The organism is Gemmatimonadaceae bacterium, from assembly GCA_019637355.1.
In the GTDB taxonomy this organism is placed as follows: Bacteria; Gemmatimonadota; Gemmatimonadetes; order Gemmatimonadales; family Gemmatimonadaceae; genus Pseudogemmatithrix.
In genome coordinates, this window is sequence record JAHBVT010000001.1 from 628,626 (window position 1) to 653,691 (window position 25,066).

At 65.5% G+C, this 25,066-nt stretch carries 24 protein-coding genes and 1 other annotated feature; of the genes, 6 read left to right on the forward strand and 18 right to left on the reverse strand.

What is annotated here, in order from left to right:
- Positions 1–5 precede the first annotated feature (5 nt).
- A complete protein-coding gene (locus tag KF689_02780; GenBank protein MBX3132300.1) occupies positions 6–1,331 on the reverse strand; it encodes a HupE/UreJ family protein in 1,326 nt (441 codons plus the stop codon).
- A 21-nt stretch (positions 1,332–1,352) separates the two neighbouring features.
- Between KF689_02780 and KF689_02785 the strand changes: the two genes are divergently transcribed.
- Both KF689_02785 and KF689_02790 read left to right on the forward strand, forming a co-directional pair.
- A complete protein-coding gene (locus KF689_02785) occupies positions 1,353–2,588 on the forward strand; it encodes a hypothetical protein (GenBank protein MBX3132301.1) in 1,236 nt (411 codons plus the stop codon).
- A 52-nt stretch (positions 2,589–2,640) separates the two neighbouring features.
- The gene (locus tag KF689_02790; protein MBX3132302.1) at positions 2,641–3,180 is read left to right on the forward strand and encodes an RsmD family RNA methyltransferase; all 540 of its coding nucleotides are present in this window, start codon (positions 2,641–2,643) and stop codon (positions 3,178–3,180) included.
- Here the strand turns inward: KF689_02790 and KF689_02795 are convergent.
- From KF689_02795 to KF689_02840, 10 genes are all read right to left on the reverse strand, one after another.
- Entirely contained in the window at positions 3,161–3,775 is a 615-nt protein-coding gene (locus KF689_02795) for a class I SAM-dependent methyltransferase (protein MBX3132303.1), read from the reverse strand. The two genes, KF689_02790 and KF689_02795, sit on opposite strands and share 20 nt — an antisense overlap.
- 21 nt (positions 3,776–3,796) lie before the next feature.
- On the reverse strand, positions 3,797–4,042 hold the full coding sequence (locus KF689_02800; protein ID MBX3132304.1) for a DUF3995 domain-containing protein: 246 nt from the start codon (positions 4,040–4,042) through the stop codon (positions 3,797–3,799).
- Between the two features lie 107 nt (positions 4,043–4,149).
- Positions 4,150–4,371, reverse strand: coding sequence for a (4Fe-4S)-binding protein (locus KF689_02805; GenBank protein MBX3132305.1), 222 nt, complete (start codon positions 4,369–4,371; stop codon positions 4,150–4,152).
- A 33-nt stretch (positions 4,372–4,404) separates the two neighbouring features.
- Complete coding sequence (locus KF689_02810) at positions 4,405–4,896, reverse strand: hypothetical protein (protein MBX3132306.1); 492 nt, start codon at positions 4,894–4,896, stop codon at positions 4,405–4,407.
- Between the two features lie 146 nt (positions 4,897–5,042).
- Entirely contained in the window at positions 5,043–5,456 is a 414-nt protein-coding gene (locus tag KF689_02815; GenBank protein ID MBX3132307.1) for a hypothetical protein, read from the reverse strand.
- A gap of 122 nt (positions 5,457–5,578) precedes the next feature.
- Positions 5,579–5,953 (reverse strand): hypothetical protein, encoded by a 375-nt coding sequence (locus KF689_02820; GenBank protein MBX3132308.1) that lies wholly within the window; start codon positions 5,951–5,953, stop codon positions 5,579–5,581.
- A 203-nt stretch (positions 5,954–6,156) separates the two neighbouring features.
- Entirely contained in the window at positions 6,157–7,062 is a 906-nt protein-coding gene (locus tag KF689_02825) for a class II glutamine amidotransferase (protein ID MBX3132309.1), read from the reverse strand.
- Positions 6,962–7,690: a hypothetical protein gene (locus KF689_02830; protein ID MBX3132310.1), complete on the reverse strand. Its 729-nt coding sequence runs from the start codon at positions 7,688–7,690 to the stop codon at positions 6,962–6,964. Before KF689_02830 ends, KF689_02825 begins: the two co-directional genes overlap by 101 nt.
- A gap of 283 nt (positions 7,691–7,973) precedes the next feature.
- Positions 7,974–9,170 carry a hypothetical protein gene (locus tag KF689_02835; GenBank protein MBX3132311.1) on the reverse strand — a complete coding sequence of 399 codons (1,197 nt, stop codon included), beginning with the start codon at positions 9,168–9,170 and terminating at the stop codon, positions 7,974–7,976.
- A gap of 234 nt (positions 9,171–9,404) precedes the next feature.
- A complete protein-coding gene (locus KF689_02840; protein ID MBX3132312.1) occupies positions 9,405–10,280 on the reverse strand; it encodes a hypothetical protein in 876 nt (291 codons plus the stop codon).
- 465 nt (positions 10,281–10,745) lie between these two features.
- Between KF689_02840 and KF689_02845 the strand changes: the two genes are divergently transcribed.
- Both KF689_02845 and KF689_02850 read left to right on the forward strand, forming a co-directional pair.
- Positions 10,746–11,978: a 6-bladed beta-propeller gene (locus KF689_02845; GenBank protein ID MBX3132313.1), complete on the forward strand. Its 1,233-nt coding sequence runs from the start codon at positions 10,746–10,748 to the stop codon at positions 11,976–11,978.
- Between the two features lie 721 nt (positions 11,979–12,699).
- On the forward strand, positions 12,700–13,737 hold the full coding sequence (locus KF689_02850) for an IS110 family transposase (protein ID MBX3132314.1): 1,038 nt from the start codon (positions 12,700–12,702) through the stop codon (positions 13,735–13,737).
- Between the two features lie 374 nt (positions 13,738–14,111).
- Here KF689_02850 and KF689_02855 read toward each other — a convergent pair whose 3' ends face one another.
- Together KF689_02855 and KF689_02860 are read right to left on the reverse strand one after the other, a co-directional pair.
- Positions 14,112–15,752, reverse strand: coding sequence for an ATP-dependent helicase (locus KF689_02855; protein MBX3132315.1), 1,641 nt, complete (start codon positions 15,750–15,752; stop codon positions 14,112–14,114).
- A 19-nt stretch (positions 15,753–15,771) separates the two neighbouring features.
- Positions 15,772–16,122, reverse strand: coding sequence for a UvrD-helicase domain-containing protein (locus KF689_02860; protein ID MBX3132316.1), 351 nt, complete (start codon positions 16,120–16,122; stop codon positions 15,772–15,774).
- Between the two features lie 568 nt (positions 16,123–16,690).
- On the opposite strand from KF689_02860, the gene KF689_02865 reads away from it, so the two are divergent.
- Positions 16,691–17,629, forward strand: coding sequence for a hypothetical protein (locus tag KF689_02865; GenBank protein ID MBX3132317.1), 939 nt, complete (start codon positions 16,691–16,693; stop codon positions 17,627–17,629).
- 85 nt (positions 17,630–17,714) lie between these two features.
- Positions 17,715–18,940 (forward strand): IS3 family transposase gene (locus tag KF689_02870; GenBank protein MBX3132318.1). Its coding sequence is split into 2 segments (ribosomal slippage): positions 17,715–18,006 and positions 18,006–18,940, totalling 1,227 coding nucleotides; the frame shifts between segments, so codons are not numbered across the junction.
- Positions 17,993–18,109, forward strand: a sequence feature (AL1L pseudoknot). It overlaps the preceding gene by 117 nt.
- 2,896 nt (positions 18,941–21,836) lie before the next feature.
- On the opposite strand, the gene KF689_02875 is transcribed toward KF689_02870, so the two are convergent.
- From KF689_02875 to KF689_02895, 5 genes are all read right to left on the reverse strand, one after another.
- Complete coding sequence (locus tag KF689_02875; protein MBX3132319.1) at positions 21,837–22,085, reverse strand: carboxypeptidase regulatory-like domain-containing protein; 249 nt, start codon at positions 22,083–22,085, stop codon at positions 21,837–21,839.
- A 742-nt stretch (positions 22,086–22,827) separates the two neighbouring features.
- Positions 22,828–23,199 carry a hypothetical protein gene (locus tag KF689_02880; protein ID MBX3132320.1) on the reverse strand — a complete coding sequence of 124 codons (372 nt, stop codon included), beginning with the start codon at positions 23,197–23,199 and terminating at the stop codon, positions 22,828–22,830.
- 63 nt (positions 23,200–23,262) lie between these two features.
- Positions 23,263–23,811, reverse strand: coding sequence for a hypothetical protein (locus KF689_02885; protein MBX3132321.1), 549 nt, complete (start codon positions 23,809–23,811; stop codon positions 23,263–23,265).
- Between the two features lie 194 nt (positions 23,812–24,005).
- Positions 24,006–24,509, reverse strand: coding sequence for a DUF1801 domain-containing protein (locus KF689_02890; protein MBX3132322.1), 504 nt, complete (start codon positions 24,507–24,509; stop codon positions 24,006–24,008).
- 143 nt (positions 24,510–24,652) lie between these two features.
- A complete protein-coding gene (locus KF689_02895) occupies positions 24,653–24,877 on the reverse strand; it encodes a hypothetical protein (protein ID MBX3132323.1) in 225 nt (74 codons plus the stop codon).
- Between the last annotated feature and the right edge of the window lie 189 nt (positions 24,878–25,066).

The window sequence follows — 25,066 nt, forward strand, 5'->3', positions numbered from 1 at the left end:
GACGGTCAGGGCCTCGTCAATCGCAGGATCAACGGCCGCAGCGCCAGTGCCGCGGCCAGCGCGACGGCGCCCAGCAGGGCCACGCGCATCGCGTACAGGAGGAAGCTCGCATCCAGCGCCGGAAGGGCAAGGGTCAGCTCGTGCGCCGCCAGCTCCTCCCAGCGCTCGGCCATCCAGTGCCAGGCGCTGTGCGCCACGAGGGCCGAGCCCACCCAGGTGACGAGGTGCCCGCGCTCCACCGGCAACTTCCGTCGCAGCGCCGTGAGCGCCACCAGTGCCACGCTCAGCACCAACACCTGCCCCAGCTCCACGCCGATGTTGAACGCCGCCAGCGCCGTGAGCAGGTTGCCACCCGCGTACTGCAACTGCTCCTGCAGCGCGAACGAGAATCCGAAGCCGTGGATGAGTCCGAAGCCGAAGGCCATCCGCCACCGGCGTTCGAGTCGCGCTTCGTCGAGCAGCACGTTCTCCACGCAGAGCCAGAGAATCGACGCCGCGATCGCCGTCTCCACCAGCGGCGGGAACCACAGCGCCGTGGGAATCGCCCCCAGCGCGGCCGCGCCCAGCGTGATCGAGTGCGCCACCGTGAACGCCGTCACCACCGCCACCAAGGGACGCCAGCGCCGCACCGGCAGCACGAGGCAGATGACGAACAGCAGATGATCCAGCCCGCCGAGGATGTGCCAGAAGCCTTCGGCGAGGAACTGGCCCGCGCTCTGCCACCAGCGCGGGTCCAGCGTGACGACGCCTGGGTCGCCGGTGTAGCGCAGCGTGCGCACGCGGCCGTCCGGCAGCACCAGGTGGAGCACGCTCGAGGTCCGGACGCCCAGCCGCGCCAGCGCAGGCCGCAGCGCAAGCCGCGCATCTTCGCGCGGAATGCTGAACTCCAGCCGCACGTCGAAGTGCGCCTGCCGCCACGGGATCGCCAGCGTATCGCCCAGCTCCGGGGCGGCGAAACTCGCCTCGGCGGAAGCGAGGGATTCGAAGCTGCGGTCATCGGGCAAGGCGAGGCGCGTCGCGCGCACACGGGCCGCGGGCGTGGGCACGCCATCGGCGCTGAGCTCCACCGCCTCAGCCAGCCACAGCCGCGCCGCCTCGGGGAGCAGGGCGCGCACGCGGACCATATCCAACCTGCCGTCCGCCCGCTCCGGGAAGTCCAGGTCCCGCATCGCCTCCAGCGGTACGCGCAGCAGCAGCGTAAGCGTGGTGTCGCGCGGGACCACCCACGCACGCAGGGCCACGCGCTCCGGAATCTCGTGCGAGTCCAGTGCGCGGGGCATCGTGGTGGCCAGCAGCAGGCTGGCGAGGAGCAGCAAGCGTCTCTGGTGCATCGTCGCGAGGAGATATAGCATATGGCACGCGCGGATTCACGCGTCGCGCTGGATCCAGACCACGTCCTCGGAGCCCGGATGTCCCGCAAGAGAACGTCCATCCTCGCCGCCGTGTTGGGCGCCGTCATCCTCACGCTGGCCATCGGCCAGGCGCGGCTCAGTGCCTCGCTCGAGCGGCAGCCCGTACAGGCGCCCGTCTTCGAAGTGGACCCCTTCTGGCCCAAGCCCCTGCCCAACGGCTGGGTGATCGGCTCGGTCATCGGCGTCGGCGTGGACTCGCGCGACCACGTGTACATCGTGCACCGCCATCAGTCGCTCAACGCGCGCACCGAGATCGGCGCCGCGCAGGATCCGCCGACCGGCGACTGCTGCAGCCCCGCGCCGCCGGTGCTGGAGTTCGACCCCGAGGGCAACCTCGTGCGCGCCTGGGGCGGCCCCGGCGAGGGCTTCACCTGGCCCAACTCCAACCACGGCATCGCCATCGACCACCGCGACAACGTGTGGATCGGCGGCAACGGCCAGGGCGACTCGCACATCCTGCAGTTCACGCGTGACGGCCGCTTCGTGCGCCAACTCGGCGAGCCCGGTCGCCCCGTGAACAGCCGCAGCACCGAGTGGTTCGGCCGCGTGGCCAAGATCTCGTTCGATCCCGCCGCCAACGAGGCCTTCGTCGCCGACGGCTACGGCCACAAGCGCGTCGCCGTGCTGGATATGACCACCGGCGCCATCAAGCGCTTCTGGGGCGCCTACGGCAACGCGCCGCTCGACACGAATATGGGGCCCTACGACCCCGACGCGCCGCTCGCGCCGCAGTTCCGCAATCCCGTGCACTGCGCCGAGCCGTCGGTGGATGGGCTCGTGTACGTCTGCGACCGGCCCAACAACCGCATCCAGGTCTTCCGCCGCGACGGCTCCTTCGTGAACGAGGTGCGCATCGCGCCGCGCACGCTGGGCGACGGTGCCGTGTGGGACATCGCCTTCTCGCGCGACGCCGAGCAGCGCTACCTGTACCTCGCCGACGGCAAGAACGAGAAGGTCTACGTGATGGACCGGCGCTCGCTCACGGTGCTCACCAGCTTCGGCGGCGGGGGCCGGCAGCCGGGACAGTTCTTCGCGGTGCACTCCATCGCCACCGACTCGCGCGGCAACATCTTCACCACCGAGACCTACGAGGGCAAGCGCGTGCAGCGCTTCGTGTATCGCGGCGTGCGGGCGGTGACGCAGCGCGATCAGGGGCCGCCCTGGCCGGTGCGCTGAACCCGCCGCAGGCAGGGCTGAGGGACGCGGCGCAACCGCGCGAGACCGCCTGATGCGCATCGTCGGAGGGAAGTTCGCCAACCGCGACCTCACGTCGCCGCTGGACTTCCGTGTGCGGCCCACCGCCGAGCACGTGCGGGCGGGGACGCTGGACCACCTCACGCCCGACCTCGCCGACGCCTCCTGCCTGGATCTCTTCGCCGGCACCGGTGCCCTCGGACTCGAGGCCATCTCCCGCGGCGCCACGCGCTGCGACTTCGTCGAGACGCGCCCGGCCAGCCTGCACGCGCTCAAGGCCAACATCGCCGCGCTGCGCCTCCGCGAGCGCACGCGCGTCTTCAAGAAGGACGCCGTGCCCTTTGCTGCCGCGCTGGACGAGGGTGCCTACGACATCGTGTTCGTGGATCCGCCCTACGGCTCAAAGATGCTGGACCACGTGATCGACTCGTGGCTGCGCAAGCGCTTCAGCAAGATTCTCGTCGCCGAGCACGAGCGTGCGCACTCGCTGCCGCCGGGAGGCAAGCGGCTGGACTTCGGCGAGACGGTGGTGTCGGTGTATCGGCGGCCGCCGCTCAAGGGCGCGCGGGGGTAGGTCTGCCCGTCCCTGCGAGGTAGTAGTGGTTCTCTCCTTCGTCCGCGAACTCGCGCAGCAACGCGAGGCCAGCGGCGTCCAGTGCGGTGGCGTACGCAGCCGCGCCGAGCCCGTGGGACGCCTTGCCGGTGAGGACATCGTTCCACCTAGCGGGGACCGCCGGCGCCGTAAACAGGAACTCACCGCCCGGCGCGAGGCAGGCGCCCACGCGTTGAATGAGATCGCGCTGCGCATCGGGTGGCAGCAGGAAGATCACGCCGATGGCAATCACGGCGTCAAAACGGCGACCGAACATCGCTGATGCCGTAAGATCCTCGCACTCGCTTTGGAACTGCGGAAAGCGCTCTCGGAAGCGGGCCAGCAGCGTCGGCGACGCGTCGATGCCCCACACGGTGCAGCCTTCGCGCGCCAACTGCTCCGTGACCGGCACGCCAGCGCCGCAACCGAGCTCAAGCACCTCGGCGCCGGGACGAAGCGATCGCGCCCACGAGGACACCGCGTCGGCGCCGATCCCTGCGCCTTCGCGCAGCGCTTGGTACGCTTCGGCTGCCGCCTCGTACCCGCCTGAGGCGTCAGCGCCTGGTCGTGAGGGCATCAAGGCATCCTCCGACTGGGGCTACGAGGCAGCGAGCACGGACACCGCCGCCGCGTTCGCCGCGAGTCGCGCGAGGACGAGCAACCCAGCGAGCGTGAGCCCGCAGGCAACGACGAGGGTGACACCGCGCCCCGGTCGGAAGAGCGGACTGCCGTCGGCCCGCGACGGGATCGCGACGCTCGGCGCGCGACCGCGCAGCACCCACGCGACGTGGAGCGCGGCGAGCAGGAAGAGCGCGCCAGCGACGGCGCCGGCTAAGAGTCGCACGAGATCTCCACGTGTCTGGATGCTTCATATGGAACGCGCGCCCGCCGCCCGGTCGCAATGAGCGCTCGAGCCGAGAGCTGGGCTCGCGTGCCGTGATGGAACGCGACCTACTCGGGCGTCCGTGTGGCTTGGAGCGCCCCCGAGGGGCAGCGAGCGACCTGTTCGGCGATTGCGTCGGCGGATTCGTGCTCCAGCTGGATCCAGCGTTTCCGCTTTACGTCGAACACGCGCGGGAGCCCGCGCACGCAGCGCCCGGAGTGGGTGCAGACGTTGGGGTCGAAGGTTACGGTGAGGCCAGGGACCTCGTAGATCTGCAGGCGCTTGGTCATAGGGTGCCTCCTCGAGGAGCGAGTCTCGTTCTGCTACCGCGTGCTGCTGTCGTCGGGAGCCGTGGATGCGACCTGACGGATATGCACCGCCAGCCGCCAGTACAGGATTCCGTTGGCGAGCACGGCGATGATTGCACTTATGGTGTCGAACGGTCCCGGTCCGTCCGTACTTCCAGGAGCGGTCGCTTCGAAGTAAGCCAGGGCGACCGCCAGCAGCGCGACCATCCCGACGAACACGCGAATCCCCAACACCCACGACAGCGCGACGTACCTGCCGAGGAAATCCATCCCCGGGTCCCCACCGTTCGCGGCGTAGGCCAGCAGGGTGCCGAAGACAAGGATGATGACGTTCGCGACCGCGGCGACGTGGTCCATCGCGGTCGCCGGGAGGGCATACTGCAACCCAAACTCGACGATGAGCGAAACGACAACCAAGAACGCGAGCACATACTTCAGCGCGGCGCGAGGCGGCAGGGGGCCTGCGGCGAGCTGCTGCTTCAACGCGGATACATTCCAGAAGAACATACGCTCGCTCCGGTCAAGCTAAGGTGTGAAGCTGCCGTGAGCGCTTCCCAGAGAACGCGGTGGTGGGGCCTCGGCAGGCCTTCATCAAGATGAGGCTCAGGCGCCACGACCGCTACCGCCCCTGCGGATGCCGGCAGCAAGCTTCGCTATGCGGCCGTGGCCTTCGCGGACCCGCTCCACTGCCGCGCCAGCGAGCTTGCGAGCATCCCGTACGCCACGAACACGCCTGCGGAGAACGCGAGCACGATCGGAATGGCCACAGGGGCAGTCGGGGCGGTCGCGCGGCCAACAGGCGATGTCAACCACGCGACACCGAACATCAGCAGCCCAAAGCCTGTGCTGGCGCCTGGAACGGCCATCACGCGAGTCCGACGCAAGAGGGCGAGTGCGATGCCCCCGATCGCGCCATAGATCGTGCCGAGCAAGACTACCTCGAGCGATCCGCCCCAAGAGAAGCGCGTCGGTGCTCCGGTAATGAAGGGCAGCGCTGCCATAGCCAGCCGCCCGCCGACGCCAAGTACGCCGAGGCCAGCGACCGCACCTGCGAGAATTGCGCTCAAGTCCGACCGCCAGTGCGACATTGTCTTGCGGCCTCCGGGGTGGGCGGCCGCGAGGACCGGCCGTGTCATCGGTTTCTGCAGCAACTGCCTCTGCGCTCGTCGGCAGCAAGCGTCGCGATACTTCAGGCCACCACACCCACACGCCACAGCCAGACTGCCGCGACTCCCACCACGAGGGCTTCGCCGGCGACCCACATCCACTGACGCGCGTCGTGCCCGTCGACCATCAAGCCCATCAGGCGTACGACAAGGGCGCCCGCGACGAAGTACACAGCGACGGTCGGAACGAAGGTAGACCAAGGCCGCAGTGACGTGCGTGCGAGGAAGACGAGGCCAACGCCGAGAACCATCCCGCCGCGAATGCGTCGTTCGATTGCCTGGAACGTATCAGTGGCAGGCTCGGCACCGCCTGTGAGGCTGCCAAACCAACCGGGGAAGACGGCCATAACGACCCCGAGGCAGACGAGCACGACGCCGAGGATCCGTGGCAGCGACATCGAAAGGCCTCAACTGGTGATTGAAGGACGTGAGGGAGTGCGCGGGGGAGCCGTCGGTTCGTCGGTCGGACGCGCGTAGGTGACAGTCTTCCCTAAACTGCACGGACTACCTCAGTTCCGCGACTTCGCCCGATGCCTTGGCGGGAGGCGCGGGACCGTCCGCTGCCACCAGGGTGTGTCGGGGGATGCCCGGCGCGCCGCGGCTACGCAATGCGCCCCTCCGCATCCATCGGCAGCACGCGTGGAGGCACCCAGCGATCGAGCACCACCATATGGTTCACTGGCACCGGCGTCCATCGGGGATCGTTCGTCAGGCGCTCTGATGAAACGACCGTCGCCTCGCCCTCGTCGGTCGGCCGCCGTTGCGGGAACGACAGCCCGGCCGGCTCATACAGTTCGCCGTGCAACAGGTAGAGCGTCTCCGGCACGGCTCCCGCGCCTGTGGCAAAGCGGCTGACCGCGATGTGATTCCCGTCCGTCACGGCGACGTTGAGAAAGCTCGGGTCACCGCGGCCGTATCGCGCGGCGATGTCCACCACCCGCGCGATCGCCGCCGAGAGCCGCTGCGCCAGTTCGAGCGCCGCGCTCCCGTCGCGTCCCTCTGCGCCCGCGGCATCGACCGGGCAGCCGTGCCGCACGATCTCGTCGACGAACACGGCGAAGAGATGCTCGGTATCGGTATTTCCGCGCACGATGCCGAAGGCTTCGTCCGTCAGGTCCTCCAGCAGGCGCCGGCGCAGTTGGCGGAACCCCCCGATCATCCCGTTGTGCATCAACAGGTAGTTGTCGTACGCGAAGGGATGGCAGTTCGCGAGGTCCACGCCGCTGCCGGGCGTCGCGGCGCGCACGTGGGCCATTACGCAGGCGCTGGTGACGACCTTCGAGATGCTCTGCAGGTTGCGGTCACTCCAGGCCGGCGTGATCTGGTGGAAGGTCGCCGGCTGGCTGTGGAGGCGCGGCGCATACCATCCGATCCCGAAGCCGTCGCCGTTCAGCGGCTCGGCGCGCTCAGTGGCGTGCGCGCTCTGGTGGATCAGCGAGTGTTCGGGCTCGGTGACGAGCGTCGAGAGCCGGACGGTGGGGCCGAGGTAGAGTGTGAAGCGGCACATAGGCACTAGTATGCACCGAGATGGCTTGGGGTGCATCGGTGGCAGGCTTTCGGCGCCGTTCCGGCTGCAGCACACGACGTGACCAGCGGTCGCGCGCCAGCGCATAGACCTGTGCGCAGGCGGTCGCCGTGGAGTCCTGCCAGCCTGCGACCAGGCAGTCGAGCGCCGCGGCGCGTTCCAGGCGCTCAGCGCGCGTGGCGTCGAGGAGCTCGGGATGCTCACCGAGCTGGCGCATCAGTTGTGCGGCTGCCCGTACGTCGGGTCCAAACCGCCCTGTCGCGAGGAGGAAGACTGCGGCGAACTGATCGGCGTCCGCTTCGCCGCTCCCTGACGCGACTTCGCCTAGCTCGTCGGCGACGGCGTGGCCGAGTTCGTGCGCCAAGATGAAGCGGGCGATGCTGCGCGGCGCGTCCGAGAACTGCACGGCGTAGCCCAGCATCTCGTCGCACAGCAGGATCTCCGCGGTTTGCTCCAGCCATACGGCCTCTGCGGACTCCCCGCATCGCTCCAGGCGGACCGTAATGCGACGCGGCAAGGGACGCAGCAGCACCAGGACTCCACCGAGGTCATTCGCCGCTTCAAGCGCGAGGTCGCGAACAGCCGACGGGAACGAATCGGAGCGCAGCACCCAACCATTCGCCGGGGAACTCGCGAGGTGATGCGGTCCGGATTGCACGCTGACGCACGCGAGGCAAGTTGCGACGAGGGCAAGGCAGATAGACCGCGCCCGTAACACGGTGGGATGCCTGTTCACGCGAGAATGTGGGCGGAGCGACCTGCGGCTTCGGGCATTCAGGGCGTCTCGTTAGGTGGAAGTGTCAAGTGAACTGGGGCAGGATCCCTCGCCGGCAGCGAGCGTCGTTATGGCGCCGCGCGCTTGAACCTGAGTTCGTGCCAAACAGATGCTGGTCTCACCTACCGCCGTAGCGCTCCAGGTACACTAGGTCGTCCTCCGAATCGGTGCGGGCCACGTACACCGTTCCGGCGCCGAACCCAACGACCACCGCACCAGCACGTAGGGTGGCTGTGCCAATCAATCGGCCTGCAGCGTCAAAGATGTCGTACTGCCACGTGCGATCAGTCGCTGCGTGACTGCGGCCAATCCAGATTTCACCTTCAGGTGTGGACAGGACGGTGGCGGCGATGAACGGTGGCATCATTCTCGGGAACGCCTCGTCGGGAAGCTCCGGTGCTTGCCTCTGCGGTCCGCTGCCGCCGCCTTCGCGGAGGGCGCCGACCCGGGCGCCTTCGATGCGCCTTCGATACGCAGCCCGCTCTTCTGCCGACACGGCAATCGGAGTGAATGCGATGTCTGTACCACGTCGCACGTTACCCGCTGCGTCGATGATGTCGACGCGGAACGGATCGTGATGCACGACGACAACCTGTCCCTCGGGAAGCACCGTCCAGGCGTCGAGATGCGGGAACGGCGTGACGGACCTGGCGAGCGAGGCGACACCGCTCGGGAGGGTGAGCCGCACGCGTCCGCCATTTGATATGCGCGTGATCGCCTCGGAACGACCATCCGCGGGATTCCAGCGGACGACCGCGACCGAATCGATGAACGCGCCACGCTCTTGGTCGAACCCGCTACCCTCGAAGTAAAATCGGCCTTGCCGGTCGGTTCCCCGCGCACGAGCCAGTCCGCCCGGCACTCCGCCGGTGGGCATCGGGAGCGACGTTGCCGCAATCCGTCCGTCGGCTGACACCCCGAGAATGCGACGAAGCACCGGGTCCACGACCCACGTGGTCTCTGCGATGCCACGCAGTGGCGCCGTGGGAAATCGGTACTCGCCTGGCCCTTCTCCTTGGCGACCTACAGCGCGTCGCGTGCCTGCGGTGAAGTCGACCAGCACAATGCTGCGGTCCATCTGATCGGTGACGAGCGCGCGCTGACCCGGAAGCTCGCGCACGCCAGCGATCATCGTGAACGGCTCTTCAATCGTTGCATCGGGGCGGACCGTGAGGTCCAGCCGACGCTGGGGCGATGCAGAGGCGATAGGCGGCAGCGCCAAGATGAGAAACAGTCGGAAATGCAGCATACGTGCTCCGGGGGGCAGGACGGCAGGCGGTTGAGCGTCCTGCGTCGACGATGGGGACACCGTCACACGGAGCAACGCCTGCGCCGCTGAGCGCGCGCAAATGACTCCGAAGTGGCTCTCGGTTGGACACAATCTGCTGGCTGTATGGTTCCCTCCGGTTGCCGCGAGCCTGCAGGGTCGCCATAGCGTCAAGTTGTGCTGCAGGCGATCAAAAAGATGCGGTGCCGAAGGCGCCGCTACCATAGCCGACCGTCAGCACCAACTCTCGTTAGCCGAGCCTCGCCGCGAAACCGTCGGCTGCTATTGCGTCCTGGAGTAAATTTCGACTACCTGATCACCGTCTGGCGTCTCGGCGAGCGCGGCGATTCGCGACGGGCCGATGGCCCGTAGGCGACGTCCCTCGGGAAGTCGAACGCTGCCCAGCAGCGCACCGGTGGCGCTGCGATGCTCCCAGGTCTCGCCTTCTGCAGACGTAGTGCGCTGGAGCCACACGCCGCCGCGAGGATCGCCGAGCATGCTCAGCACGGGTGGCAGTGTGCGCGGGAACGTGGCAAGTACGCGCGCCCGTGCGCGCAGTGGGGCGAAGACGGCACCGTCAGGAACTGCGCTTTCAAGCCACGCCTCTCGATCGGCACCCGACACCTGATGGGGCGCGGTGGGGCCAGCGAAACTTCCGACGCTTCGGCCGCTGAGAGTGCGGAGCTCCACCTGATTGGTCTCGGGCGTCCACACCGCGATGACACCCGATGCCGCGACGGCCCACTGCGGCTCGGCGACGTAGGGCGCCGGAATTACCATAATCGGCGCACCGCTGGCCTCAAGGCGAAGCGCACGTGGCGCACTCTCCCAAGCGTACACGGTGTCTGTCCGTGTGCCCGCGATGCGGACAAGCGCTCGCGTGCTCGAGAATGGAACCCTGTACTCCAGCAGCGTGTCGGCGCCCGTCACGAAGATCCGCCGACTGGTCAGCGCCGGAACCATGCGGGTGCGAATGACGCGACCGGCGAAGTCGTACGTGGTGAGGCGGCCGGCGCCGTAGTCGAGGACAGCCACGGTCTCATGATCGAGGATCACGTCCGATGGAGCCCGGACCTCGCCCGGACCGTCGCCTTCGCGGCCGAAGTGCGCCGAGCGTGTCGCTTCGAATATATGGATCGCTGAGTCTGGTGGTGTCACGATAGCTACGACGCCGTTCGAGACCGACATGGCGCGCACGGCACCCGTGACACGGTCATCGGCACCGAGAGTCTTCTCGAGGCGCGGAACGGTTTGCGCGCTGGCTTCGAGAGCACTCGCAGCTAGGCAAGCGCCGACAAGTCCTGCGAGGCGAGCCGACCAGCATCCGGAACCGATCTGCATCGCTGTCCCCTCCTCAGAAGATGGTTGCTGCGGCCTAACGTGTGCTCTGCTGTGAACGCTCCAAAAAGAAGGGTTTGGCGGGGCGTCCGCAAGCAATCCTAGGCCACCGGCGGACGCCCCGCCCAACCCAATCCGCACCTGCGGCCGTCGGCAGCAAGCGTCGTTATACCGTGCGCGCCGATACCAAGTGGGCCAACCTCGGCAGCAAAGCCCGGGTTGAATCGGTGCTTGTTCGCGTCGATGTCGTCGTGATAGGTTCTCGAAAGGTCCGTGGCGCCCGCTGTGGACAGCAATCGTGAGGCCGACCAGGGCCGAGAAACTCTTCCCCAGCAGGAGTGGCATTTGCGCGTACTCGCTCATGCGTTCTGCCAGCCGCGCCTGGCATTGTCGGCCTACGTGCTTGGCGCATTGCTGGTCCTTGCCTCGCTGGGCTGCCGAGTCGGCCCTGAGGCGAGCGGGACAATTCAGGCAGTGTTGGTCGACTCGCTGATGCTTGAAGAGACCGACTCCGTGTTCGTCGGTCGAACCGGCGGACTCGCTGTCGATGATCGTCGACGAATCCTCGTGGCCGACGCGGTAGCGAACGCTTTGCTCGAGTTCGACTCGACAGGGCGTTTCGGCCGACGCTATGGGGCCGCGGGTCGAGGTCCGGGCGAGTTTCGCGGCATCGGCGATGCGATTCTTTCTCGAGCGGACGGGCAGCTCACACTTACTGACTACTCCCTGCGTCGGGTGACCACGTTTCACCGGGACGACGGCCGATTGCTGGGCACGCGCGCTTTTGATGGAAAATTGGGCAGCCTCGCGGGTGCCGACGGAAGGATCTGGTACGGAATCTTCGATCCGGTCAACGCGCGAGCCGTTGCCGTGGAGCAGTTCGCGGGATTGGTCACGACGGACACGACGCCCATTCAAGCGAGCTTGGTCGCGATTCCCAAGGAGTATCTGACAGTTGAGTCGCTGAACGGCATATACGGCTTCGCGAGTGTGGTCGCGTGGGGAGACACGGCTTTCGTGGGGTTCGCCGCGTCCCCTTTTCTCTTGCTTGTGACCGCCGATGGCGCCGTCGTGGACACGGTGCCACTGCCGGCCCGAACGAGGCGTGGTGTTCCTCCCAATCTTGCGGCCATCCTGAGCGACGTCAGTCTCCCGCTGACTGAGATGTACCGTGCAGCGTCCGGTCTGATGCGATTGCATCGTCGCTCCGACGGTTCCGTGGTCACAATCCATCACGACACCGAGATCGCCGGTCGACTGCTCTCCGCGCGAGTGTTCGCCGGAGTGATCGCCCCTGACCGCTCGCGCGCGTGTATGGATGCCGAGATTCCGGTCTCTTCGGACGCCATTCCTTGGACGGCGATGCAAGATGACTTGCTGTTTGTACTTGACCACGTGGTGGACGACGACGCCCCCAGGCCGCGACTGATGGTGCGAGCATACCGACTGGATACAAGCGAGTGCTCGTGGACACCACTTCAGGGAGACGTCCCACTGACGGGAGGTGTGAAGCGATGAGCAGTCCAATCCGGATTCCGCTGTGCTTGCTGGTATTCGCGCTGGTCGGACCGACGCCGATGTCGGCGCAGGATCGGCTGCCTCCGGACAGCAGCGCGATTCGGCGGGCCCACTGCGCCGCTGCTAGCCTACCCATTGTGAAACAAGCGCTGGACTCGGCCCGTCCTCCGCTGCTGCTCGTCGGGGAGCAGCGCCTCGGGCCGGTCCGTCGGTTCCCATCTTGCTCTCAAGCTCAGGAGCGAGACGGCTCGCTTGAGATCCGATTCATCCGTCCGTTCGCCGCGCGCGAACTCTATGGCGAGGCGGGTCGCTTTGGCGCCGTGATGCTCGACAGTTGGCTCCCGACGAGTCGCGCTCCCTGACGAGGTGAGATGAGTCCGCGACTGAGCGACGGCGACGGTGTGCTGCGAGCGGAAGTCCTGTGCCTTTGCTCAGCTACCATATCACGAGCTGCGCTTCGGCCGCCGGTGGGAGTGCAGCCGCAGCACTGCGTGCCCGCATGGCCAGCATTCGACTTGAGGCGGACTCAGTAGTAGAGCGTGAACTACACTGAGCTCTACGAATCGGTATAACGTGTGCTTCTGCTGCAAGCGCTCCCATAGTTGGTATGAAGCGGCGGCTGGACCTCCGCCCATCCACGGGTGCAAGGTTCTGCCCCATACCATCTACCGTGCTCGCCGTCTCGCGACGGGGCACACTGCGGAGGCCAGCCGCCATGGATATGATAGGCATCGATCTCCACAAGCGCGAGAGCCAGCTCTGCATCCTCGACGGGCAGGGCGGCGTCACCGAACGACGCATCGTCACGAGCCGCGACCGCTTCACCGCGGTGCTGGGCGCGCGTCCGCCCGCACGCATCCTCGTCGAGGCGTCGACCGAGAGCGAGTGGGTCGCGTGCCACCTGGAGGCGCTGGGCCACGAGGTGGTCGTCGCCGACCCGAACTTCGCGCCGATGTACGCCACGCGCAGCCGGCGGGTGAAGACGGACAAGCGCGATGCGCGGACCCTGGCTGACGCGCTCCGGCTCGGCGCCTATCGTCCGGCGCACCGCGTCTCGGCGGCGCGGCGGCATGTGCGCGCCGAGTTGGCGGTGCGCGAGGCCTTGGTCCGCACACGCACGCGATGCATCGCGCTCGCCAAGGCCCTCGTGCGCCGCGACGGCCTGCGCGTGCCGAACAGCACGGCCGCGTGGTTTGTCGAACGACTCACCGCGCTCCCGCTCTCGCCGGTGCTGGCGGCCGAGCTGGCGCCGCTGGTCGCGATCCTCGCGCCGCTGAACGTGCAGATCGCGGCCGCCGACGCGCGCATCGCGGCGCTCGGGCGGACGGACCCGATCGTCGCGCTGCTGCAGACGGCCCCCGCCGTCGGGCCGGTGACGTCCAGCGGCATCGTCGCGATCGCGGAGGACATCGGCCGGTTCCCGTCGGCGCACCAGTTCGAGGCCTTCCTCGGGTTGGTGCCCGGGGAGCGGAGCTCGGGCGAGAAGCGGCGACTCGGCCACATCACGAAGGCGGGCAACCGGCGCGCGCGCTATCTCCTGGTCGAGGCGGCGTGGCGCATCCTCCGCTCCAAGTCAAGCGACACCGCGGTGTTGCGGGCGTGGGCGCAGCGCATCCTGCTCCGCCGCGGCACGAAGATCGCGGCGGTCGCGCTGGCGCGGCGGCTCGCGGGCATCCTCTATGCGATGTGGCGGGACCAGCGGGCGTACGACGCGAGCCACCTGCGGATGCCGCAGCCCGTGCCGGCGTCCGCCGCATGATCGATGGGTAAGTGCAGGACCTGCGTGGGATCGAGATGACTGAATCGGGAGTGGCGAGCGCGACGCATTTTATGGCCGCTGGTGAGAGCCGACCCATAGTTGGCGCCGCCCCTCCTTCGCAGACCCCAATGCGCCGAGGCCACGGGCCTCACGAGCGAGCGCGAACAGAAGGATGAGCAGCACCTCGAGCAGCGCAGGCACAACGGAGAACTGCAACAGCGTCAACGCACCTGGGGCTTGACGCGGGCCGCCGCTTCACAGAAAGATGCGGTTGCGGGGCCTCGGCAAACTTTTCAACAAGATGGAGCCGAGGCCCCACAACCGCTACACTAGCTGCGCTCGTCGGCAGCAAGCGTCGTTATGCGCCGCCCGCCCTAAAGGTCTGCAACATGCGCGCTGTACGCCTGCAGTTCCGCTGGCCCGAGGCCGCTGGAGGCAGCAAATGGTATGCCAAGAGAAGGCACGAAGCGCGATGGTCCGTGCACCTTCGTACTCCCGTTCATGGGGCGCTTCTTTGAGTAACTCAAGACACATAGGGCCCGCGCTCGCGTGATGCCAACGTAGAGAAGGCGCGCGGCCTCGGAAACCTGTCCAGAGTACTTTGCTCGGTACGGTCCCGGAAGGATCTCGTCCTCGAGTCCCGGGAGGAACACAGCTTTCGCACTGAGCCCTTTGGAGGAGTGAAGCGTCATAATTCTCACCCGCCCAGCCGGGTCATACTCAGGAGGTAGCTCAGAGCCGATGCGAGCAAAGGCGTCTCGAAGCACTTCTCGCACGTGTTTCGGACCACGTGCTCCAAGGACGTCCCTGACCTCTTCGAGCGTGAAAGCGTCTGGCAACGCATCCGTGAATGATCGCCACTCCTTGAGCGCCGGAGCAGGTAGGTGAGCGCTTACCAGTGCCTCGATCTCTGCCTTCCTGGCACCAAGCGTATCCGCGAGCGTCCATCCGGCGACAGATGCGCGAACGGCAACAACACCATCCAACGCCTTGAGCTGGCGTGTGCTGAACGCAGAGGCAGTGCGAGTGGGCGTGAACTGATCCGCGAAGTTCAAGTGATGAGTGTGACACGCGTCCGTGATGTCAGAGCAGATCTTCATGCCAACGCCTGCGCGAATCCCCAACAGAGTGCGGAGAGCCACGTAGTCCTCAGAATCGCTCATTGTGCGCAGGAGAGCGTACACGAAACGTGTACCGTCCTCATCCGCATATCCACTGCTCGATTGCACCTCCGCCTTGACGCCAGCTTCCACCAAAGCCGTGAGCAGCGGACCCGCTTGTGCATCTCGGCTCGAGATGAGGACTAGGATATCCTCAGGCGCGGTTCCTTGAGTAAGCAAGGCCTTAACGGACGCCGCGACGGCCTTTGCCTCCGCAGTCACGTTCTGAAACGCCCAACCGAGGGCCTGACCCGGCACCGGTGGGGTGCTAGCCTTGTAAACAGACTCTTGAACTTTGGGAATGCGCTTCGGTGGGGGGAAGGACGCTAGGACGGAGGTCGCTGCGGCAAGAATCTTCTCGCTGCACCGGAAACAGTGCTGTAAGACGTGTGAGCCGGCACTCTTGTGGCGTAGCAGAAAGTCCTGAATGCCCTCTGGGTAAGCGTGGCGGAACGAGTAGATGCTCTGGTCGTCGTCCCCGAGCGCAAAAACCACCACTCCCATAGCCGCAAGCAGGTCAATGAGTTCGATATCTGCGCGATTCAGGTCCTGATACTCGTCGACGATCAGATGCTTCAGTCCTGTGAGTACAACAGGATCAAGTGTACCGGCTTTGATTTCGTCCACGCATAGTCTGACCGGCTCACCGGGCAGGATGAAAGCATACGTCTGCGTGGCTCGCCGGTAGAAGGCGGTAAACGCGGCCAGTTCGCCGGGAGTAATCGGAACTTTGGGCAATGATATGTGAGGAGCAGGAGGCTGTCCCGTACTCCATTCCGACTCAAAGTAAGCGCGTAGCTCGCGCGCTCGGGTAAGCGTGCAGCCGATTGACTTCGCCAACTCCTCGTCGAACACGAACCGCTGCTCCCATTCATCAAAGCACGCGCGGCCGCACGGGGTAGTACGACAGCTTCTTGCCGGCCGACAGGATCGTCAGTGCCAGAGAATGCAGCGTCGTAATTCGTGCCTTCTCAATGCCAGGAACCGTCGCGCATCTCTTCCGGATGCCATCACGAAGATCCTCGGTCGCAGCGTTAGTGAAGGACACCGCCCAGATTGCCTCGGGCGGCGTCCCACTGGCCACGAGCCACCGAATTCGTTCTGCGATCGAGAACGACTTTCCGGATCCGGGCCCTGCAACGAGTCGAACCTGATTGCTGGTGTCGTGTGCTGCGGCGTCTTGGACCGCCTTGGCGGCAGTGAGCTGAGCTTGCGTTACTGGCACGAGGAGTCTGACTCAGGTTAGGAGCTGGCTGGTGCGCATAACGTGTGCTTCTGCTGTGAACGCTTCAATAAGAAGGGTTTGGCGGGGCGTTCGCAACCGACCTAGAGCAATCACGAACGCCCCGCCAAACCCAACCGCACCGCGTTCATCGGCAGCAAGCGCCGCTATACGCCCTCCACGAACTCGCGTGAGACATCCGTGAATCGGGACCGTCTAGGGAGCTAGCGCCCTCAGGCTACCCACATGAAGAGCGAAGGCTGACGCAAGAGCATCGCAGACTGCGCAGCTGATCCGAGTGAGGAACGATATGCTCGGGTTGCAACAGCGCACTCGCTTTCGCGGTTCCAGCCCGGCCCTGAGTACCCAAGTTGACACGGTCTGTATCCGAGGGTGAGCTTGGGTGGAGTGCTTGGCGCAGGCCAACGCAACAAGTAATTGCACGGGGGGTAACAAAGTCGACCGGAAACCTTTGTGCCAAAATGACGTACTGCCACTCGTGTGTAGACACAGACGGAAGCGTGCGTCGAAGTGTGTGCGGCAACTCTTGTAGCGAGGACTCGATACTTCGATGTCAAAACTGAGCATTTTGCTCGTGTCGCTTGCTTCCGTCGCGATCAGTTGCGATTCGCCCACCGGGGTTGATCGCGAACTCGTGGTGCAGCTGGATCCTACGTGGGTCGGCGGCGAGTCGAGTTCGCGCGTCGACTGGAGCACGCGCCAGTTCATCCTGCCTGGCAACGTGATGGCAACTTTGCCGATTGCCCGAGCTGAGTCAATCGCGACTGCATTGTCCGCGATGCTTGCCGCCGACGCGATCGTAGGCAACATACGCGAGACGCTCGAAGCTGATCGTGGCGGTCAAATTTCATTCAACGATCTGACTCCGTGTCGGCGCCTGACCTATACGATCTCACCCGCCAATGCCGAAACACCAGGATTGTCATTGTATCAGCGCAGATCGCTTGCGAGTCAATGGGCGGTGCCACTCTGTAGTTCACGAGGTGACGCTATCATTTCAGTTTCTATCGCAGACGCTCCGTTCAGTGGACAGATATCGGAGGAAGGCATCACGTGGGATAGCGAAGAATCAGCGTCCGGCGCTTTCCGGCTGACTGGAATGCGTCCGACTTATCCAAGCGGACTTCCTCTATCTCCTGAAGAAGCAGCTAAGTTCCTATATATGCAGTTGGGGACGCGAATAATTCGCGGCCCTGACCTTGTCAGCCAATACGAAGAGACGAACATCGCCCGTTCGGCACACTGCGGTAGTTGGAGGTTTGTCATCGAGACTTCGCTTGATGTTTCCGTTGCCGACGGCGGAAGTGTGACCCGCGACGCCTTCTATCTCCGCCGCCATCCTTCGTGCATCTCAGATCAGATTGCTGTATTTGTCGAGCGAGATTCCCAGCCGACGACGTTCTGGAGCTATCGACTTGTAGGAAGTCAATTGGATAGCGTCCTTGTCCAGCTGAATCTACCGACCCGATTCACTCGAGTTCTCTTCTAGCGACCTCTGGTCGGCAAGAAGACGTAGTGGGGGTATGAATCGGCCCGGGTTTGCCGGAGGCTCCACATCGTGAGAGGTTGGAGCCATGCCCAGACGTTCCCCATTTTCGCCTGAGTTCCGCGAACGCGCCATCCGGATGGTGCTGGACCAGGCCCCGCAGCACGGCTCCCAGTGGGCCGCGATCCGCTCGATCGCCGAGAAGGTCGGCTGTCACCAGGAGACCCTCCGGAACTGGGTCCGCGAGCACGAGCGGAACACGGGCGTGCGACCCGGCCCGACCACGGACGACCTCGCGCGCCTCAAGGAGCTCGAGCGCGAGAACCGCGAGCTGAAGCGCGCCAATGAGATCCTGAAGAAGGCGTCGGCGTATTTCGCCTTGGCGGAGCTCGACCGCCGACCCAACTGATGGTGGCCTTCATCGACGCGCACCGCGCGGCGTACGGAGTCGAGCCGATCTGCGCAGTGCTGCCGATCGCTCCGTCGACCTACTACGAGGCGAAGGCGCGCGCGCGCGACCCGTCGCGCCTGCCGGCCCGCAGCCGCGCGGATGCGGCGCTCCGGCCGGCGCTCCAGCGCGTGTGGGCGGCGACGCGCGGGCGCTACGGGGCGCGCAAGGCCTGGAAGCAGCTCCGCCGGGAGGGCCGCGTGGTGGCGCGCTGCACGGTGGCGCGCGTCTTCAAGGCGATGGGCCTGCGCGGGGTGGTGCGCGGGCGCCGGGCGACGACGACCGTGCCCGAGCCGGCGGCGCACCGGCCGCAGGATCTCGTGCAGCGGAACTTCACGGCGACGCGCCCGAACGCGCTCTGGGTCTCCGACCTGACGTACGTGCCGACGTGGCGCGGCTTCGTGTACGTCGCGTTCGTGACCGATGCGTACTCGCGCCGCATCGTCGGCTGGCGCGCGACGACGACCCTGCGGACGGACCTCGCGCTCGACGCGCTGGAGCAGGCACTCTACGACCGCGCGCTCGACGGCCCGCTCGTGCATCACAGTGACCGCGGGTCGCAGTACCTGGCCATCCGCTACACGGACCGGCTGCTCGAGGCCGGCATCGAATCCTCCGTCGGCAGCCGCGGTGACGCCTACGACAATGCGCTCGCCGAGTCGATCAACGCGCTGTACAAGGCGGAGGTCATCCATCATCTCGGACCGTGGAAGGGCCTGGAGGACGTGGAGTACGCGACGCTCGAGTGGGTGGCCTGGTACAACAGCCAGCGCCTGATGCAGCCGCTCGGGGACATCCCCCCGGCGGAGTACGAAGCGCAGTATTATCACGCCCACGCCGCATCCGCGGCCGTGGGACTCAACTAACCGAGTCTCCGGGAATCCCGGGCCGATTCAGTATGCATATCCCCACTACGTCTGCCTTCCGACTAGGGTACACGCTGCGGAAGTGCGGGTGGTCGGCGCGCGGGTCGTCTCGGACTGGGCGATGTCGGAGGGGTTCCAGAGCGCAACGACTCCATGCAGTTTGGATCATTTGGCTGACAAGAGCCGGTGTTCACATGAATCATCAGGTCTGCTGAGCCCGTCACCCCTTGCGCGTCGACGACCGATACTCCGAGGCTCCGAAACGACGCGGGCGTGTCAAAGCTGTGCTGAAACGAACTGCCCGATCCAGCGTACTCTCCGTCGAGGTACCACGAGAAGGTGAAAGGGGGGGTGCCCGCTGTGGCTGTAGCATCCCACGAGTTAGTCACCCACGGATAAACGTAGGATGGGCCTGAGATGGTGACGGGCACGGGTACGTTCACAACCATCGTGCTTGTCAGCGCGATTCCGTCAGCAGTTAGCTGGTCATTCCGGATAGTGTGAGTGCCCACCGTTGAGAATGTTCGCGTAAGCGTCGCTCCTGTGTCCGCGGTCTGCTGCACTCCGTCGACGAACCAGCGAAAGCGATAGCCAGTGGTGTCCCAATCAGGAATCACGCGCCAGGTGCTCGATGCGTTCGGCGCGATAATGTTGTAGCCCGTGATGGTGCCAGGCGAGCTTGATATCACAACCGGCGTGCGGACGAAAGCCTCAGAGTACTGCTGCTGCGGAAATCCATGGCCGCTCGGGTGCAGGATTCCGGAGAAGTACCGGACGTGCAAGCTGTCCTGCTCCTGCACCTGGCTACTCCACGAGTTGCCGGCTCCCCACGTCAAAGTTGCGGACGCACGGTAGACATTGTGGAGCGGATTGCCTCCGGGATCCGGATAGTCCGCGATCATGTCGAACGCAAACTCCGCGCTTACAAAGAGGAAAGTCTCGAGCGGAACCCCCGCGGGGCCCGTCGCATTCTTGATCCAAATTTCTGCCTCTCCCGGAGAGGCGTAGATCCACGGATTCTTTGACTGTGGAACGTCTAGCGTTACCGCGCCAGTGAGCGTCCGATACATCTGACTCACGACCATTGGACATGACTTGAGCATCGTTGGCAAATCGTACTGGTGCACCTCTGTGCGCCAGCCAGTAGATCGATTGACTGCGCATGCTTCCTGATAGACAGAGTTGTAGCCGCCTCCGCCTGCGCATGCCGAGAGGAACGCCATTGCGGGAACAACGAATAGGTGAGCAGGAGTGAGCCGCATGATCAGTTCTCCTTCGTCACGGGATCAACGTCCGAAACGAAATCAGGCCGTCTACTGAGTGCGGCCGATCGCTCTGAGGCGCTTGCTCTTCGTAGTGGGGCAAGGCGAACAGTCTCGCGCCCATCGTTCGGTCCGCGAGTGTCGCGCCGGAGTCCAACCGCGGGCTGGCGCCATCCTTGAAAGTGCCCAACGAGGACGGACGTGGCCCGTCGAGAAGCACTTCCTTGCGCGGTGCGAAGGAGAACGTCGTTCGCGAGCGAAACATCCCAGACGGCGTTCGCCGCCGAGAAGGGCCGAGAGCGAAGCAGTAGTCGTGGAGCTGCAGCGACAAGCGTGCCGGTTCTCATCGATGCGGTCACCGCAGCGTCTTCCGGCGCGACGGGAATGCGACCGCCAACTGGCACGCCGAAGAAGAAGAAGTTGTGAAGCCCGGGAGCAGAGATGCGTCCTTCATGTGTGCGTGCGTCTCCAGCGAGAGCAGACACTGCCACCAGGACCTCCTGCGTGCCGCCGTAGCAAAGCCCGACGAGCCAACGCGAAGCGGTCATCTTCTGAATCAGTGGATCAATGTGTTCCGCGGTCGGCTCGTACGCGCTCACCGCGTAGTACGCTCGCGGGCATGGTTGCAGGTCGTCAGCGTGAATCTTCGCGCCACGATCGCGCTCTGCGACTGGGCGAACGAAGCCGACAGTGCTCCGCCACCAGGCTATGGCGAGCTGCTTCGCATCAGACTCGGAGATCTCGCCCGGTGCCTGCAGGGCGAGCACGAATCGTCCCTCTGCATCTAACTGGCTCTGTGCCTCGACAGTAAGAGCGGCACGCAATTCACTCTCCGTGGCCGCCGTGGGAAGCTTCGCGTCTGCGCACGCGAGTACTCCCGCGAGCTGTAACGCAACCACGGCGGTAGCGTGTCGTCGACTCAACGTCATAGCGCCTCCAATAGGGTAGAGAGTTTGCAAGGCCGCATGAACAAGAATGACGTCTGCTTCTGACAGAGTGACGCGCGAGCGAGACGGCAGATGTCCGCCTTAAGTCAGATTATGCCTTCTCCGCCAAGATCTTGTCGCCTTGCATCACGAGGATGAATGACGGGCGCGGAAGGCGCAAGTAGCCTAGGTCAATACTGCGAAGGCGAGAGCGGCGCTGCCGAATGCAAGCGGGACCGTCAAGGGCGCGGCGTAGGGACGGCGCTGTCGCGTCAATCGAGGTGCTGGCGTCTAATCGTGCAACAAGTTGAGCGGCCAGAAGCGTCTGGGGCCCAATTGTCACAAGTGGTGGCGCTACGACTTGCGTCTGCACCAAGTCACTGGCACCTGTGCGCCGAACGCACGATGATACACACACGATGGGTCGAGTAGACGAGAGGAACTGCGGCCCGACGAGAGGCCGTGCTCGCGGGTGCGACCTGAGTCAGCTGAAGGCCATATTTGTGAACGGCACAGCGTTCGTGCTATTGCCCTGTGTCTGCGGTGAACCCGCGGCGTGCGTATAACGTGTGCTTCTGCTGTGAACGCTTCAATAAGAAGCAGTTGTGGGGCGGCCGCTAGGCCGTCCCATGCTTCAACAACCGGCCGCCCCACAACTGCATCCGCACCGCGTTCATCAGCAGCAAGCGTCGTTATGCGCCGCGCACGCTAGCGACGCGGGCACTCGCTGCCTGGCTGGAGTGCGATGCGAAGCGTGTCAGAACGATTGGGCTGCAACGTGAGCGTGCGCACGACGGGCTCGTAGCCGAGGCGGCGGATGCGCACTGTGACGCTTCCGGCGGGCAGGGAATCGAGCAGGAACCCGCCAGTCGAGTCGCCCCATGCATGCCGCTCATACGGTGCGATGACGGATGCTTGCGCCATCGTCACCGCGCCGTTCGATCGCGCGTCGGTCACGGTGCCGAGCAATCGAGCCAAGCCGGACGCAAGTGGTGCGGCCGCTGGCAGTACCGCCGGCGCGGACGGGATAGGCTCCGCGAGACACTGCGGCGGCATATCAAGCATTGGATCGAATCCGGGCGTGCGTACGCAACTCGGAATGCCGAGCAGTACGAAGCTGTAGACTGCTAGGATGTGTCTAGTGCGCATAACGTGAGCTTCTGCTGTGAACGCTCCAATAAGAGGGGTTGGGCGGGGCCTCCGCAACCATCCTAGGGCATCCCGGAGGCCCCGCCCAACCCACTCCGCACCGCGTTCATCGGCAGCAAGCGGCGTTATAGCGCGAGTCATCGGCGGCGCGCGGTCGGTCGGAGCGCGCGACAGCCTGCGGCTACCTTGAACGCCGGTCGAGCGTTCCGTCGAGTGACCGGCGCCGTTGGCGCCAGATCCAGAACCAGCCGCCCATCGGCAGAAGGGCGACACCGAGCGTTCGCCACCCGCCTGGCGTGGGGTCGAGCGCGACATTTCCCAAGGCCGCGAGGCAAAGCGCGACGCAGAAGATCCACATACCGAGTGCTGTGCGTTCAGAGAGTCGCGTAACCATGGAGTCCTCTTGTCGAACAGGTGGTCGCTATAACGTATGCTTCTGCTGTGAACGCTCCAATAAGAAGGGTTTGGCGGGGCGTCCGCAACCGGCCTAGGCCATCACGGGCGCCCCGCCAAACCCAAACCGCACCGCGTTCATCGGCAGCAAGCGTCGTTATCGCGCCGCGTCGCGAATCGATCCCAGCCATGTGGCGGCGGCAAAGGCTGTTCGCACGTCGGCGACTGCGGCGCGCGCGCTGGGAGAGTCAGTCGCAGCAACAAGGAAGCGGCTGTTGTCGCCGAACATCTCAAGAATGATGAAGTCTGTATCGCGGTAGCGGAACTCGCAGAAGTCATCGGGCGAAGGGCGGAACGGGCGATACCGACGCGTGAGGGAGGCGCCGGCCAACTGGGAAGGCACGCGGCACGCAGCGAGGCGGCCGCCCAAACCGTTTGGCACCTCGAAGCTGAGGTCGGAAACATCCCAAATCTTCATTGCGACGAGATAGTCGGTTGTCGCGATAACGTGTGCTTCTGCTGTGGACACTCCAATAGAACGCGCGGGCGCAGCCCGCGCCATCCATACCGTGGCCATCAGCAGCAAGCGTCGTTAGCCGGCACCCGTCCGCCGCGCCGCCCGTCGTTCGCGGATCCAGCGCCGCACCGAGTCGGCGTCGGCGGCGAGCCGAGTGGCGGTTGAGGCCAGCGAGTCCTGCGCGCCCGCGAGCGAATCCGCGGGCGACAGCGGTCGGAGCCAGGCGATCGAATCGCCCTCAAAGCTTACGGCCGCGCCCCGCGAGCTGGAGACCACGCCGCTCAGCGGCGCGGCGTAGTGCTCCGTGCGCTCTTCGGCGCAGCGGAGGGTGTCGTCGCGGAACGCGAAGTGCTGCCGGAGTCGACCGGTCTCGCCGTAGAACGTGACGCGGTAGCGCTCGATGCCTGAGGCCATCCGGTCAAACTCGAGCGAGGCGCCCTCCGCAGACATCCCTTCGAGCGAGTAGGTCTCGACAGCCACGCGCGTCGTGTCGTCGAGGAGCGCCAGGCAGCCTTCCGCGACGCGCTGCTCAGTCAACTCTTCCGCGCTCGCGGCGGGGTCGGGCGACGGGGTGCACGCAAGCCCGGCGAGCCAGGTAAGAATCGCGGCAGTGCGACGAGCCATGCGTTCCATCCTCCGCGCGTGTCCGGCTAACGTGTGCTTCTGCTGCAAGCGCTCCCGTAAAATGCGGTTGTGGGGCCGCTGCAATCCTTCCATAAAGTGAAGCAGCGGCCCCACAACCGCTACCGCACCCGCGCTTGACGGCAGCAAGCGTCGTTAGGCCGCGCGCGACCTTCTCTGCGCAGCGCCACTTGGGTCTATCGCTTCTTCCCGCCGACACCAGGCGCCGCCGTGATCTGCCGCATCCACGCGGCGATCTGGCGTGCGTCGAGTTCCTTCTCGGACCTGAGCTCTACACCACGCGTTGCCTTGCCCATCGCCACCGGGGTCACTGGCGGTACGGGCTTGAGAGAGACGCCGTTCACGAACATGAGCTTGACATGATTGACAAATCCTCCGCAACAAAAGCACCAACCGTCCCCAACGCCATAGTACGCCATGCCCCACTTCACTGCGCGTTGCAGGCCCGGGAGCGTCTTAGCCGCCAGCGCGTCGACTCGCTCCGCGATGTCGCGTTGCGGCTGCGGCAAGCTGGCGATGTACGCTAAGACCGGCGCGTCACCGTCCGCCGCCTTCGCGGGGCTGGCCTTGCCGGTGAGCATGGATTTCTTCAACGAGGGCGATTTACCAGATGCCGTCTTGCGCTTGGCCGCCTTCGGGGCGGAGACTGCGGCGCTCCTGCCTGTCTTCTTGGCGGGCATACTGTGCTCTCGCTCCTCAACGGCGGGGTCGGCCTAACGTGAGCTTCTGCTGCGGACACTCCAATAGAACGCGCGGGCGCAGCCCGCGCCATCCATACCGTGGCCGTCGGCAGCAAGCGTCGTTATCGCGCTTGCCGCGTTCGTCAGTCGATCCGAAACCGGAGGCGTTGGCGTCGCAGGCCTTCTCGGAGGAGCCGGATGCCCTTGGGCCCGACGCCGTGGAGCGCGGCGAGCTCAGGCTCGGACCAGCGCGCGAGCTGGGTCATGGTGCGGATGCCGGCATGGTGCAGCGCCCGCAGGACCGGCCCACCGACCCCGTGGGGGAATGCCTCTTCGTTCGGATGTGTCGTCGAGCGTGGCTTGGTCATGCGTCAATGCGTCGCGGTCGCGATAACGTGTGCTTCTGCTGCGAGCGCTCCCATAAAATGCGGTTGTGGGGCCTCGGCAAACCTTACAAAAGATGAAGCCGAGGCCCCACAACCGCTACACTAGCCGCGCTCGTCGGCAGCAAGCTTCGTTATAGCGCACGCGCCAATGTTTCCTGACGTTCAATGTGC

What these genes read in the sequence shown, in the direction of transcription:
- KF689_02780 (MBX3132300.1), bottom strand. Translation starts at nt 1,331, where the DNA reads ATGCACCAGAGACGCTTGCTGCTCCTCGCCAGCCTGCTGCTGGCCACC.
- KF689_02785 (MBX3132301.1), top strand. Translation starts at nt 1,353, where the DNA reads ATGGCACGCGCGGATTCACGCGTCGCGCTGGATCCAGACCACGTCCTC.
- KF689_02790 (MBX3132302.1), top strand. Translation starts at nt 2,641, where the DNA reads ATGCGCATCGTCGGAGGGAAGTTCGCCAACCGCGACCTCACGTCGCCG.
- KF689_02795 (MBX3132303.1), bottom strand. Translation starts at nt 3,775, where the DNA reads ATGCCCTCACGACCAGGCGCTGACGCCTCAGGCGGGTACGAGGCGGCA.
- KF689_02805 (MBX3132305.1), bottom strand. Translation starts at nt 4,371, where the DNA reads ATGACCAAGCGCCTGCAGATCTACGAGGTCCCTGGCCTCACCGTAACC.
- KF689_02810 (MBX3132306.1), bottom strand. Translation starts at nt 4,896, where the DNA reads ATGTTCTTCTGGAATGTATCCGCGTTGAAGCAGCAGCTCGCCGCAGGC.
- KF689_02820 (MBX3132308.1), bottom strand. Translation starts at nt 5,953, where the DNA reads ATGTCGCTGCCACGGATCCTCGGCGTCGTGCTCGTCTGCCTCGGGGTC.
- KF689_02825 (MBX3132309.1), bottom strand. Translation starts at nt 7,062, where the DNA reads ATGTGCCGCTTCACACTCTACCTCGGCCCCACCGTCCGGCTCTCGACG.
- KF689_02850 (MBX3132314.1), top strand. Translation starts at nt 12,700, where the DNA reads ATGATAGGCATCGATCTCCACAAGCGCGAGAGCCAGCTCTGCATCCTC.
- KF689_02865 (MBX3132317.1), top strand. Translation starts at nt 16,691, where the DNA reads ATGTCAAAACTGAGCATTTTGCTCGTGTCGCTTGCTTCCGTCGCGATC.
- KF689_02885 (MBX3132321.1), bottom strand. Translation starts at nt 23,811, where the DNA reads ATGGCTCGTCGCACTGCCGCGATTCTTACCTGGCTCGCCGGGCTTGCG.
- KF689_02890 (MBX3132322.1), bottom strand. Translation starts at nt 24,509, where the DNA reads ATGCCCGCCAAGAAGACAGGCAGGAGCGCCGCAGTCTCCGCCCCGAAG.
- KF689_02895 (MBX3132323.1), bottom strand. Translation starts at nt 24,877, where the DNA reads ATGACCAAGCCACGCTCGACGACACATCCGAACGAAGAGGCATTCCCC.